This window comes from Shinella sp. HY16, from assembly GCF_028534175.1.
Classification (GTDB): domain Bacteria; phylum Pseudomonadota; class Alphaproteobacteria; order Rhizobiales; family Rhizobiaceae; genus Shinella.
Window position 1 is genome coordinate 939,839 of sequence record NZ_JAHYXL010000002.1, and the last position, 13,034, is coordinate 952,872.

Here is a 13,034-nt window from a genome sequence, read left to right on the forward strand (position 1 = left end):
ACTGGCGAAGGGTGGACCGTCCGGATCAGCCGGCAGACGGCAGGCGCACGGTGCAGACAAGCCCGGGCGCATTGTCGGACAGGGCCACTGTGCCGCCGTGCAATTCACCGATCGCCTTGACGAGGCTCAACCCGAGGCCGGTTCCCGGCGAATTCCGGCTCTTGTCCAGCCTGTAGAAGCGGTCGAAGACCTTCCCGCGCTCGCGATCGGGAATGCCCGGACCGTTGTCGGATATGACAAGATGCACATGGCTGGACGTGAGATGCGATGCGATTTCGATCGTCGTGCCTGGCGGCGTGTGGCGCAGCGCGTTGGTGAGAAGGTTCACGCACAGTTGGCGGATGAGATCGGCATCGCCAAAGACGATGGCCGCGCCGTCGCATTCAAGATGCAGGATGTAGCCGTCATCCTCCGCAATCGGCCGGAACGCATCGTGGATATCGGCAAGAAGGGTTTGCAGGTCGAAGAACCGGAAATTCGTGCGGCGGTCGCGCGCCTCGATCTGGGCGATCCGCAAGAGAGCATCGAAGGTGGTCGAAATGCCGGCGAGCTCCGAGAGCGCGGCACTTGTGAAGGCGCGGCCGCTTTCTGCATCCTGCGCCTGCAGGGACTCGTCCAGCATCAGAAAGACCCGGCCGAGCGGCGTCTTCAGGTCATGCGCGATGTCGGTCGTCACCTGCTTCAGCGCGGTGACGCTCGATTCCAGCTGCCCGATGGCCCCGTTCAGTTCCTTGGCCAAATGATCGACTTCATCATCCTGCCGGGAGACTGGAAGCCTGAGGGCAAGTTCGCCATTGCCAATCGCATGGGCGACCCTGACCAACCTTCGGACGCGCCGGCGCAGCCGCCCGGCAACGAGGATGGCGCCCCCGGTCCCGAGGCCGAAGGAGATCGCCGTCGCCCAGCCGAAGCTGGTCGTCACGATCCGCGTCAGCCTGTCGGTATCTTTGTAGCTCACCCCCACCGTCAGGGCATAGTCACCAAGGTCGCCGCGATAGAGCTTGTAGGCGAGTGCACCATCGTCCGAACGCGCCGGATTGAGGCTCGAGAACCCCTTGGCCGCCTGCGGCAGCTTGACATTTCCAGCGAGAAGCCGGCCGCCTGGATCCCGCAGATTGTAGACGGATTCCTCCCCCCGGATCGCCGGCCCGTGGCTCTTGATCATCGTGACCGCCGCGGCAACGCCCCCCACATCAAAGGCGGAGGAGATTTCGCGAAACCGCTCCAGGACACTGGCATTGAGGCGATCGTCGAGGAAATTCAGCACCATGCGATGGGCGATAAGATTGGCACTGAGATTGGCAACCGCAAACAGCATCATGTAGGCGGCAGCATGCTTCAGCGCCGTACTGCGCAGGAAGCTACTGCCGCGCATGCAGGGAATATCCGTTGCCGCGCACCGTATGCAGAAGGGAGCGGCCATAGGGCTTGTCGATCTTGGCCCGCAGCCGGCTGATATGGGTCTCGACAACGGTGCTCTGCGGATCGAAGTTGAAGTTCCAGATCCGCTCGAGCAGCATCGTCTTCGTCAGAACCCGGCCTTCATTGCGCATCAGGAGCTCCAGCAGAGCGAATTCGCGCGGTAACAGCTCGATCGGTGTACCGGCGCGCTCGGCGGTCCGGCGCATCAGATCGACCTCCAGGTCTCCCACCTTGAGGCGCGTCTTTTCCTGGGAGAGTGGGGGCCGGCGTGTCAGGGCGCCGATCCGCGCCATCAGTTCGGAAAACACGAAGGGTTTGGCAAGGTAGTCGTCAGCGCCGGCCTGCAGACCTTCGACCTTGTCGTCGATACCGCTCATCGCGGTCAGGAACAGGACGGGTGTCTGGACATGGGCCGAGCGCAGCGCCTTGACGAGGCTCAGGCCATCGAGGCCGAGGACCATGCGATCGACGATCATCACCTCGTAGGTGCAATCGAGACCAAGTGCCAGCGCATCCCGCCCATCCGTAACATGATCCACGACATGCCCCTCCGAGGAGAGGCCCCTGACCAGATACGAGGCCGTCTTGCTGTCGTCCTCGAGTAAAAGAATCTTCATTCAGGCCCTCATGCTTCCACCGGGCGAAGCGCAGATGGAAGCAGCGCCGCCCGCCAGATCGATTGCGGGTTGTTTGGACGAAACTGAGACAAGCTTGTTTACAAATTTGTGATATATGCGAAAGGCTTCGGGACCGGGCGCCAAGGGCGCCCGGTCTTCATGGTCAGAACTTGCGCTGGAAGCGGAGCATGCCACCCCAGGCGTCGGCGTCCTTGCGGTCGAAATTGTCGATGTAGAGAACCTCCGGCGTGACGGTGAAGCCGTCCACGACTTTGAAGTCCACATTGGCGACCGCAGCGAAGTTGTCGGCTTCGTCATAGGAAAGCTGGGTGTTCAGCACGAATTTTTCAGCCAAGGGGGCGGAAACGCCAGCCCAGAGCGCGTAGTCGCCGGACCAGGCAGCGAAACGATTCGGCCCGCGGTCGCCATCAGTGTTCCAGCCGGCCATGAAAAAGGCAGAAAAACCGCCGAAGGATCCGTCAACACGGGCCTTGATCCCGCCTTCCTTCATCGATTCGTCGTAACCCGCGACGAGCTTGACGCCATAGGCGCCCGCCGAGTAACCGATACCGACCACGAAATCGGGCATGTAGCCCTTACCCTCGCCGCGGTCGTCTTCGAGGCTGAGCACGCCGGTAAGGCCGTTGCCATTGTCATAGTTGTAGGCGATGAAGTTGGTCTCGAACGGTCCGTACTTCGTCACCCAGTCCTGAATGACATTGCCGGCATAGTTCGTGTATGTCGTGAATGCGGACTCGCCCTTACCGACACGGAAGCCATAGAAATCGATAAAGGCCTGGTAGAGGAAGATGTCTGTACCGGCATCATAACCCGACGAGGCGTAGTTCGGGCCTGCATAGCCGCCGTGATAGTTGAATCGAATCTCGGTATGCGTTTTCAGCGGGCCATACTCCGTATCGGACGCAGTATCGATGCGGAGCAACGAACGGGAACGGGCATCGAAGGCATCGCCATCGCCGTCAAGATCGGTGTCACGGCCGAGCGCCTCGCCGCCCTGAACGTCGAAGCGGACATAGCCGCTGAACTTCAGGCAGGTTTCCGTTCCGGGAATGTAGAAATAGCCGTTGCCGAAGGCATCACAGACGCGGACATATTCCATGGGTTCCGGGTCGGCGGCGACCACGGCATCGGCCGAGTAGGCAAAGGAAGAGGTTGACGCAGCAGCGGCGGCCAACAGGACGGTGCGAATGGATTTCATCTTTCACCTCAAGAAGAGCAACTACCCCAATGTCGGGGCCGTTCCACTTGGCGCGCCCAAGTTTTCGGCAGATTTTCCTGAAGTTTACAGCACTGTAAGCCGGGCGCTCGGCGAGAGATTGTTGTATTTTTGATACATTTCCTCTGTCCTCTTGAAAGAGAATGGATCACTCAAGACAACCGGCAGGGTTCGCCTTGCGCCTGGACAGAAAGAAGCATCCATGAGCGCATATCCAGACAAAACAAGTCCCGCTTTCCCGCACTATGCTTTGACAAATTTGTAAGCTTCACGCGATGGGGGCGTGAAATCCGCTTCGTACTGTCCTCCTGCTGCAACGAAGCAGCGCTATGACGAGGACAACACCATGACCATCAAGATCGCCACCATCACCCTCCTCCTCTTCGCCGCCGCCTCGGCTTCGGCATCGGCCAACAGCGGGATGAACGCGACAAGCAGCGTGCTGGGCAGCATCGTCCAGGGACACGGCAAGCCGGGCGATACCGCCCGCTCGCTTTCCGACCCCGACGTCACGTTCCGCGTACTCGACAATGGCAAGGTCGAACGGACGAACGAGCGGCTCGGCACGGTCTCGATCACGAATCCGAAGACCGAGTGGACCCGGACCTCGCGCAGCAGGTAGGATGACGGCCAAAGGCACCGCACGCGCGATCCCGCGCCTGCAAGACTGCCAGCAGACACTGACTTTGCTATCCTCCCGAGCATAATCAATAATTTATGGCGCCTCCCTCACATGCAGGATCATCTCCGCATGCGAGAGAAGCGCCATAACTTGCCGCAACCGAATCCTTACATATCGCCTAGGCTCAGGACCTATTAATTTGGATTGAGATGTGATTCAGGATCTCTGTTGAAGGAGGCCGTTGTGGGTGATCTTTTGTGCTGAGCGAGCGCCAGATGGCGCTGATATCGCCGTTCCTCCCGCTGTCGCACGGTGTTCCGAGAGTTGACGACCGGCGAGTGATCAGCGGCATCGTCTACGTCATCAGGAACGGCTTGCAGTGGAAGGACGCGCCGGTAGGGTATGGCCCGCACAAGACGCTCTACAACCGCTTCGTCCGCTGGAGCCTGATGGGCGTGTTCGACCGCATCTTCGCTGGCCTTGCGGGTGAAGGGCCAAAACCCGAACGCATCATGATCGACGGGACGCAACTGAAGGCTCATCGCACCGCGGCGAGCCTGCTAAAAAAGGGGATGTTCCCCGTCGTATCGGGCGAACCAAGGGCGGGCTGAACTCCAAGCTCCACACCGTCTGCGACGGTGACGGCCGGCCGATCATCTTGCTCCTGTCGCAAGGCCAGATGAGCGACCACAAAGGCGCGCGCCTCATGCTTGATGCCCTGCCACCGGCCGAACACCTCATCGCCGATCGCGGTTTTGACAGCGCCTGGTTCCGCCAGGAGCTCGAAGTCAGAGGCATCTAGCCCTGCATCCCATCCAGCCGCAGCCGCAAAGTCCCATTCGCCTACAACAAGACGCTCTACCGTCAGCGCCACAAGGTCGAGAACCTGTTCGCCAAACTCAAGGATTGGCGACGCATCGCAACACGCTACGACCGGTGCGCACAAACATTCTTATCCGCCATCTGCATCGCAGCCGCCGTCATATTCTGGATCTGATCAATGAGCCCTGAGCCTAGATCATGCCGAGATCTGCATAGCTGTCGTGCAGGGCCTGGTCGCCAGCACTGAAACGCGCGGCGGCGAAGTTGTGCTGGTGCCAGTAAGGGTAGATGTAAGGTGGGCGGCTGACCTTGTTCAGCGCGTCCAGCTCCTCCTCGCTCAGCTTCAGATCCACAGCGGCGATGTTGTCACGGAACTGATCCTCGCTGAGGCCGCCGACCACGAGACTTGCAACGGCAGGGCGCGAGAGGGTCCAGGCCAGTGAGACCTGTGCCACCGAGACACCACGGGTTTTGGCGATGACCTCGAGCGCGTCGATGATCGACCACAGGCGCTCCCGGTCCCGGATCGGTGGTTCGCTCCAACCGACGGCCTGGCGGGAATCGGCAGGCGCCCTTTCGCGTCCGAAGGCACCGGAAAGCAGACCGGCGGCGAGCGGGCTCCAAACCATGACGCCGAGGCCCTGATCGACAGAAATCGGCAGAAGCTCGTATTCGGCTTCGCGTGCCTCAAGCGTGTAGTGGATCTGCTGGGTCACGAAGCGCGGCAGGTTCTTCGCCTCCGCCAAGCCGAGCGCCTTCATGATGTGCCAGCCCGAATAGTTGGAGCAGCCGACATAGCGGATCTTGCCCTGCTGGCGCAGTGTATCGAGTGCCGACAGCATTTCTTCGACCGGTGTCACACCGTCCCATTCATGCATGAAGTAGATGTCGATGTGGTCGGTCTTCAGCCGCTTGAGGCTGCGCTCGCATTCGCGGATGAGATGGTAGCGCGACGTGCCTTCGTCGTTCGGCCCATCGCCGATACGCATGCGGGCCTTGGACGAGATCAGCACCTTTTCGCGCTTGTCACCGAGCGCTTCGCCGAGAATTTCCTCCGAGCGACCGAGCGAATACATGTTGGCCGTGTCGAAGAGGTTCACACCGCCGTCGATGCAGCAGTCGATGAGACGGCGCGCTTCGGTGACACCCTGGTTGGCGACCCGGGCAAAGGCGCCGACCCCGCCGAAGGAGAAGGTGCCCATGGCGATCGCCGAAACCTTGAGGCCCGTGCGGCCGAGCGTCCTGTATTCCATGATGCATCTCCCAGATTCTATTGCGCCGGCTGCCGGGTTTTGCGCTTCGGGCGCTCCGGCACCGTCTTCGAGACACCGTGCTCGTGGCTGGCGCGCAGAACGAGCTCCGCGCCAACGAGGATCTTGACCGGCGGCTGAGGCTCGGCGGCGGCGATGAGGTCATCGAGCACGGTGACGGCGAGATAGCCGATCTTGCGCTTCGACACGTCGATCGTCGTCAACCCCGGTTCCATCGTCGCACTCTGCGGCAGGTTGTCGAAGCCGATGATCGAGACGTCCTGCGGAATCGAAATGCCATGTTCGCGAAGCGCGCGGATGAAGCCGTAGGCGATGATGTCGTTCGTGCAGAAATAACATTCCGCAAGATCGAGCCCGGCCGACAGCAGCGCGCGCGTATCGAGATAGGCGCCGTCATAGGTCGATTCCACCGAGAGGATGTCAGCCCCGTTCACCGGCAGGCCCAGCCGCTCCATGTTCTTGAAGAACGCTTCGCGGCGCAGGCGGAAGTTGGTCGTGTCGACGTGAGAAGCGACAAAGCCGATACGCTGGAACCCCTGCATGCGGAAACGCGAGAGAACCTTGTAGACCGCATCCTCGTTGTTCATATCGACGAAATTCGCTTCGAGCACGTCATAGAACGTATCGATGAAGACGGTCGGGAAACCCAGGCCCTGGATAAGCCTGATATCGGCTTCCGTCAGCTCCGTACCGAGCGCGACGACGCCTGATATCGGCGCGCCGGCCAGCGATTCCGCCACCGTGCTGATCGGCTGGCCCTCGAAGCTCACGACCTCCAGCGTGTAGTTGCGCCGTGTCGCCTCGGCGGACATGCCGTCAATATAGTCGGAGATGAAGACGCTATGGTCGCGGTTGACGGTATGGCCATGCTTGGCGATCTTCAGGAAACGCAGTGTTTCGCCGGGCTCCGCGCTGCTTCGCGTTGCCCGGGGTACGTAGTTGAGGTTTGCCACCGCCTCCAGCACCCGCGCCCGCGTCACGCCGGAAATCTCTCCCTTGCCGTTCAACACGAGCGAAACCGTCGCGGGCGATACGCCTGCCGTCTCGGCAATATCCCTGATGGTCGGTTTTCCCGGTTTCTTCATGCGGAGATGCGGGCCTTTTCATGCTGCGACTGCGAACAAGTTTACTAAACGATTTAGATGAACTTTGCGAGACCTAGGGCAAATCGACCCCGTTCGCAACCAATTTTCCGCTCCGGCGGGGCTTGTCAGGCCAAAAGTCCTTTGCTAGCGTTTTAGTGAAGCTAGATTTTGTTTAGTAAACAAATGGGAGGGAATCATGCAAAAAACCGGCAGACAGCTGGCGATGCTTGCTGTCATAAACGGCCTTTTGCTGGTGACGGGCGCCCTGATTTCCGGCGGCTCGTTCCTTTCCCTCTTCAATCTCCAGTCCATGGCGAGCCAGGTTCCAGAAATCGGTCTCCTGGCCATCGGCGTGATGCTTGCCATGTGCGCCGGCAATGGCGGTATCGATCTTTCGGGCATTGCGCTCGCCAATCTTTCCGGCGTCCTGTCGGCCGTCATCGTATCGTCGTTTGTCTCGGCGGCGGAAAGCGGCACGGCCTTCAGTCTCGCCTTCATCCTGGGCGCCCTCCTCGTCGGTCTTGCCGGCGGCATCATCAACGGTGTCCTCATCTCTCGGCTGAACATCACGCCCATCCTCTGCACACTCGGGACGCAGATGGCCTTCATGGGGCTCGCCGTGGTCGTCTCCGGCGGCAAGGCCGTGACGGTCGGCAGCCCAGCGCTGCTGTCGGGTATCGGCAACGACATGATCGCCGGGGTTCCGATCAGCTTCCTCGTCTTCGTTCTGGTCGCGGCCGCCATCGCCGCATTGCTGAAGTTCACGCCCTATGGCCTGTGGCTGATGCTGATGGGCACCAATCCCAAGGCCGCCGTCTATGCAGGCTTTCCCAGGAACGGCGTGATCGTCGCCACCTACGCGATATCCGGCCTGCTGTCGGGCCTTGTCGGCATCATCATCGCGGCACGCAACGTCAATGTGAAGTTCGACTACGGCAGCTCGTACCTGCTCATCGCCATCCTCATTGCCGTGATGGCCGGGGTGAAGCCGGAGGGCGGCTATGGGCGCGTCGTCTGCGTCGTCCTCAGCGCCATCGCCCTACAGCTCATGTCGAGCCTGCTCAATTTCAGCGGCCTTTCCAATTTCGTGCGTGATTTCGCCTGGGGGCTGCTGTTGCTCACCTTCCTGGCCGTCGGCCGCTACGACATCGCTGGCTTCCTGTCCCCGGGACGCCGCTCGCCAACCCCTTCGGTGCCTGTCCCTCAAACGCCGAAGTGAAACAGGAGGGAAAATTCGTGGAGGAAAACATGAAATCGTTTTCGAAGAAGGTACTGGCTGGAACCACAGTTGCGGCCGTTGCGCTTGCCGGCTCGATCGGCACGCTGGTCGCACAGGAAAAGCCGGTCATCGCCACCGTGGTCAAGATCAGCGGCATTCCGTGGTTCGACCGCATGAACACCGGCGTCGTGGCTTATCAGGAAGCCAATCCGGACGTCGTTGCAAGCCAGAGTGGCCCGGCAACAGCGGACTCGGCCCAGCAGCTGCAGATCGTCAACGACCTCGTTGCCAAGGGTGTCAACGCCCTTGCCGTCGTGCCGATGGACCCGGCCGTTCTGGAAGGCACCTTCCAGCGCGCCATGGAGCGCGGCATCGTCGTCGTCACCCATGAAGCCGATAACCAGGTGAACACCCATGCCGACGTCGAGGCCTTCGACAATGCAGACTATGGCTCGGCCCTGAACGAACGCCTCGCCGAATGCATGGGCAAGGAAGGCAAGTGGACGACCTTCGTCGGCTCGCTCGGCAGCCGCACGCACATGCAGTGGGTCGGCGCCGGTGAGGAGAATGCCAAGAAACATGCCGGCATGGAACTCGTCGATCCGAACAACGAATCCTTCGACGATGCCAACGGCACCTATGAGAAAGCCAAGGAAATCCTGCGCAAGCACCCTGACATCAAGGGCTTCCAGACCTCGGCGGGCAACGACGTGCTCGGCGTCGGCCGCGCCATCGACGAAGCGGGTCTGAGCGGCAAAGTCTGCCTCGTCGGCACCGGCCTGCCGAACCCCTCGGCCGACCTGCTGGAATCCGGTGCCATCACGGCGATTGGCTTCTGGGACCCGCAGAAGGCCGGCATGGCGATGAACGCCGTCGCACGCCTGCTGCTGGAGAAGAAGGAAGTCACCGACGGCATGGACCTCGGCGTCGAAGGTTACAACAAGGTCTCGGTCAAGCAGGGCCCGGGCAAGGGCCTGCTGATCCTCGGCAACGGCATGGTCCTCGCCGACAAGGCGACCTACAAGGAACACCTGTTCTAATCGACAAACCGTCAGCCGGCCGGAAGGTTCCCCTTCCGGCCGGGATCGTCCGGCGTGGCAAAACGCCGGTCAGCATGAGGACAATTTCCGTGGCGGCACAAGCACAAACAGCGCAGCAACCGGCAGCGCTCCTTGAACTCAGGAACATCCAGAAGTGGTTCGGCGGCGTCCATGCCCTGCGCGGCATCGATCTGACGCTCCATCCGGGCGAGGCCTACCACCTTCTCGGCGAGAACGGGTGCGGCAAGAGCACCGTCATCAAGATCATGTCGGGTGCGCATGCCCCGACGTCAGGCGAGATCGTGCTGGGTGGCGAGACCTTTGCGTCGCTGACACCGATCCAGTCGCTCGCCGCTGGCATCGAGACCGTCTACCAGGATCTGTCGCTGCTGCCCAATCTGACGGTCGCCGAGAACGTCGCGATGAACGAGCAGCTGGTGAACGCCAGCGGCCGTCTCGCACGTCTCTTCGATCGCAAGCGGTTGAAGGAAACCGCGGAGCGGGCGCTGGCCGCCGTAGGCCTGCCGAGCGACCGGACCTTCCTCAACACCATCGTTTCCGACCTGCCGCTCGCCTCCCGCCAGCTTGTCGCAATCGCCCGGGCCATAGCGACCCGCGCCAAACTCGTCATCATGGACGAGCCGACCACGTCACTGACACGCAAGGAAGTGGACAACCTCATCCAGGTCGTCGAGCGCCTGCGCACTGAAAACGTCGCCGTACTCTTCGTCACGCACAAGCTGGACGAATGCTATCGCATCGGCGGCCACGCCGTCGTTTTCCGGGACGGCCAGTGCGTCGCTCAGGGGCCTATCGAAACCTACAGCAAGAAGGAACTCGCCGAACTGATGACCGGTCGTTCCATCGATGCCCAGCGCTACCGCACGGGCAAACTGTCAGACAAGGAGCTGCTCAAAGTGGAGCGGCTCGTTGTCGATGGCGTGCGGGAGATGAGCTTCTCCCTGAAAAAGGGCGAAATTCTCGGCATTACGGGTCTTGCCGATTCCGGCCGCAACGAGCTTGCCCTGGCCCTGACCGGCGTTGCCCCTGCCACGGGCGGCACAGTGACACTCGATGGCAAGGTCGTTTCCGTCCGCTCGCCTGCGGAAGCCATCGCGCATGGTATCGGCTATGTCCCGGAGGACCGGCTTGCCGAAGGTCTCTTCCTGGACAAGTCGATCTTCGAGAACGAAATCGCCCTCATCGTTTCGCGCCTTGCCAATTCGCTTGGCGTTGTCGACCGGGAAGAAGGACGCCGGATCGCCGCCCGTCTTTCCGAGGAGATGCGGCTCAACACGAAAAATCTCGACCTGCCTGTCGGGGCGCTCTCGGGCGGCAACCAGCAGCGCGTGCTGATCGGCCGGTGGCTGAGCATCGCACCGAAACTGCTGGTGCTGCACGGGCCCACCGTCGGCGTCGATGTCGGCTCCAAGGACACGATCTATCGCGTCATCCAGGCCCTTGCCGAAGCGGGCATGGGGCTCGTCATCGTCAGCGACGACCTGCCCGAACTCCTTCAGAACGCCGACCGCATCCTCGTCATGAACGGCGGCCGGGTGGTCGCGGAAATGGGCGCCGGAGAGGCAACCGAAGACCAGCTCTACAAAGCAATGCTGGCGACCACGACGGAGACCATGCAATGAGTGCCTCACGAACCGATGAACTCCACGGCACCACCGGCCCGTCGCGTTCCTTCAGCTTCAGCGAACTCGTGCGCCGCCGACCGGAAACCATCACGTTCCTGCTTCTGGTGGCGATCTGTGTCGGCGTCACCATCGCCAACCCGGCCTTCCTGCAACCCTCGACGCTTATCGACATCGGCCGCGCCAGCGTGGTCATGGGGCTTTTCGCGCTCGGCGTCTTCATCATCCTGGCGGCAGGCGGCATCGACGTGTCCTTCACGGCGATCGCGGCCTTCACCATGTATTCGATGACCGTGCTGGTGCAGACCTATCTGCCGAACCTGCCCATCGCCCTCATCATTCTCATGGCGACGGTCGGCGGCGCGGCGCTCGGCATTGTCAACGGCCTGCTCGTTCATCACCTGAAGGTGCCATTGCTGATCGTCACCATCGGCACGCAGTATCTCTTCCGCGGCTTCCTGCTCTCCTTCATCGGTACGGTCTGGATCATGTCGCTGCCCCCGCAGATGGGCAGCTTCGGGCGCATGCCGCTCCTGCAGCTCGAATCCGCCAATGGCGCATTGATCACGCTGCCGTTCTACTTCCTCGTCCTGCCCATTGCCGCCTTCGTGACCTGGTGGATCCTCAACCGTACCCTGATGGGTCGCGCCATCTTCGCCGTCGGCGGCAATGCCGACATCGCAAACCGCCTCGGGTACAACCTGCGCACCGTGCATGTTTTCCTGTTCGGCTATGCGGGCGCGCTCGCGGGCCTTGCCGGCATCATCCATGTCTGCGCCAACCGGCAGGCAAATCCCTTCGATCTCGTTGGCACCGAGATCAACGTCATCGCGGCCGTCGTACTCGGCGGCGCGCGCATCACCGGCGGCACCGGCACGGTCCTCGGCACCCTACTCGGCGTGCTCCTGATCGTTGTCATCAACAGCGTGCTCGTCATGGTCGGCATTCCCAGCACCTGGCAGCGGCTCGTCGTCGGCAGCTTCATCCTGCTGGCCGCCGCCTTCTTCGTCACGCGCCAGCGCAAGAAATAATCCCCAATTCCCGGAGCAAGAGCATGAAGAAGTTTTTGAACGACCCCGTCAATTTCGTCGACGAGATGCTGGAAGGCATCTACAAGGCGCATCCCGCCGTCACCTATGCGGCCAACGACCTGCGCTGCCTGGTCAGCGCAAGGACCAAACCCGGCAAGGTCGGCATCGCGACCGGCGGTGGCTCGGGCCACCTGCCGACCTTCCTCGGCTTCGTTGGCGAGGGCATGCTCGACGGAGCGGCGGTTGGCGGCGTCTTCCAGTCGCCCAGCGCCGAGCAGATGTACCAGGTAACGAAGCATATCGATCAAGGTGCCGGCGTCCTCTATATCTACGGCAACTACACCGGTGACATCATCAACTTCGACATGGCTGCCGAACTTGCCGATCTTGACGGTATCGTGGTCAAGCAGGTCGTCGGCAATGACGACGTCGCCTCCTCGGTGGTCGGGGAGGAACACAAGCGCCGTGGCGTCGCCGGCATCTTCTTCATCTACAAGACCGCCGGTGCAGCGGCCGCCGAAGGCCTCCCGCTCGATGAGGTCGCGCGCCTTGCCGACAAGGCGCGGCTGCATACCCGCACCATGGGTGTCGCACTCTCCAGCTGCGTCGTTCCGGAAATCGGCCACGCCACGTTCTCCATCGGTGAAGACGAGATGGAAATCGGCATGGGCATCCATGGCGAACCCGGCATCAGCCGCAAGACGCTGGCGCCGGCCGATGCGGTCGTCGACGAGATGATGGAGCGCATCTTCGCGGAAACGGACTACAAGTCCGGCGACAACGTCGCCGTGCTTGTCAACGGCCTCGGCGGCACGCCGCTGGAGGAGCTCTACATCCTCTTCCGCCGCGTCGCGCAGCTTCTGGAAGCGCGCGGCGTTACCGCGAAACATGTCTGGATCGGCGAATTCGCCACTTCGATGGAGATGGCCGGCGCGTCGATCTCGATCCTGCATCTCGACGACGAGCTCGACCGCCTTGTCGCCGCTCCGGCCAACACGCCGTTCTTCCAGCACATTGCAGGGTGA

General features: G+C 61.7%; 12 protein-coding genes and 1 pseudogene. 8 read left to right on the plus strand and 5 right to left on the minus strand.

All coding sequences use genetic code 11. The features are described from left to right. Nucleotides 1-25 precede the first annotated feature (25 nt). The 3 genes from K0P03_RS24875 to K0P03_RS24885 form a co-directional block, all read right to left on the minus strand. The gene (locus K0P03_RS24875; protein WP_272790880.1) at nucleotides 26-1,375 is read right to left on the minus strand and encodes a sensor histidine kinase; all 1,350 of its coding nucleotides are present in this window, start codon (nucleotides 1,373-1,375) and stop codon (nucleotides 26-28) included. After that, nucleotides 1,362-2,039 (minus strand): winged helix-turn-helix domain-containing protein, encoded by a 678-nt coding sequence (locus K0P03_RS24880; protein ID WP_023512658.1) that lies wholly within the window; start codon nucleotides 2,037-2,039, stop codon nucleotides 1,362-1,364. Before K0P03_RS24880 ends, K0P03_RS24875 begins: the two co-directional genes overlap by 14 nt. Before the next feature lie 163 nt (nucleotides 2,040-2,202). Then, nucleotides 2,203-3,258 (minus strand): porin, encoded by a 1,056-nt coding sequence (locus tag K0P03_RS24885; RefSeq protein WP_272790881.1) that lies wholly within the window; start codon nucleotides 3,256-3,258, stop codon nucleotides 2,203-2,205. Here K0P03_RS24885 and K0P03_RS24890 point away from each other — a divergent pair. The 3 genes and pseudogenes from K0P03_RS24890 (at nucleotide 3,248) to K0P03_RS24900 (ending at nucleotide 4,895) form a co-directional block, all read left to right on the plus strand. Beyond that, a complete protein-coding gene (locus K0P03_RS24890; protein WP_272790882.1) occupies nucleotides 3,248-3,391 on the plus strand; it encodes a hypothetical protein in 144 nt (47 codons plus the stop codon). The two genes, K0P03_RS24885 and K0P03_RS24890, sit on opposite strands and share 11 nt — an antisense overlap. Nucleotides 3,392-3,622: 231 nt before the next feature. Continuing rightward, nucleotides 3,623-3,898 (plus strand): hypothetical protein, encoded by a 276-nt coding sequence (locus tag K0P03_RS24895; protein ID WP_024270403.1) that lies wholly within the window; start codon nucleotides 3,623-3,625, stop codon nucleotides 3,896-3,898. A 275-nt stretch (nucleotides 3,899-4,173) separates the two neighbouring features. Further along, nucleotides 4,174-4,895 (plus strand): annotated as a pseudogene (locus tag K0P03_RS24900) (IS5 family transposase). 16 nt (nucleotides 4,896-4,911) lie between these two features. On the opposite strand, the gene K0P03_RS24905 reads toward K0P03_RS24900, so the two are convergent. Beyond that, nucleotides 4,912-5,973 (minus strand): aldo/keto reductase, encoded by a 1,062-nt coding sequence (locus tag K0P03_RS24905; RefSeq protein WP_272790883.1) that lies wholly within the window; start codon nucleotides 5,971-5,973, stop codon nucleotides 4,912-4,914. 17 nt (nucleotides 5,974-5,990) lie between these two features. Then, nucleotides 5,991-7,076, minus strand: a complete 1,086-nt coding sequence (locus K0P03_RS24910; RefSeq protein WP_272790884.1) for a LacI family DNA-binding transcriptional regulator — start codon at nucleotides 7,074-7,076, stop codon at nucleotides 5,991-5,993. Nucleotides 7,077-7,272: 196 nt separating this feature from the next. On the opposite strand from K0P03_RS24910, the gene K0P03_RS24915 reads away from it, so the two are divergent. The 5 genes from K0P03_RS24915 (at nucleotide 7,273) to K0P03_RS24935 (ending at nucleotide 13,034) form a co-directional block, all read left to right on the plus strand. Then, nucleotides 7,273-8,295, plus strand: a complete 1,023-nt coding sequence (locus tag K0P03_RS24915) for an ABC transporter permease (protein ID WP_272790885.1) — start codon at nucleotides 7,273-7,275, stop codon at nucleotides 8,293-8,295. 29 nt (nucleotides 8,296-8,324) lie between these two features. Then, nucleotides 8,325-9,335 (plus strand): substrate-binding domain-containing protein, encoded by a 1,011-nt coding sequence (locus K0P03_RS24920; RefSeq protein WP_023512499.1) that lies wholly within the window; start codon nucleotides 8,325-8,327, stop codon nucleotides 9,333-9,335. A 74-nt stretch (nucleotides 9,336-9,409) separates the two neighbouring features. Beyond that, entirely contained in the window at nucleotides 9,410-10,978 is a 1,569-nt protein-coding gene (locus tag K0P03_RS24925) for a sugar ABC transporter ATP-binding protein (protein ID WP_443020599.1), read from the plus strand. Next, nucleotides 10,975-12,009, plus strand: coding sequence for an ABC transporter permease (locus K0P03_RS24930; RefSeq protein WP_272790887.1), 1,035 nt, complete (start codon nucleotides 10,975-10,977; stop codon nucleotides 12,007-12,009). The genes K0P03_RS24925 and K0P03_RS24930 overlap by 4 nt, the downstream gene beginning before the upstream one ends. A 23-nt stretch (nucleotides 12,010-12,032) precedes the next feature. Continuing rightward, nucleotides 12,033-13,034, plus strand: a complete 1,002-nt coding sequence (locus tag K0P03_RS24935; protein WP_272790888.1) for a dihydroxyacetone kinase subunit DhaK — start codon at nucleotides 12,033-12,035, stop codon at nucleotides 13,032-13,034.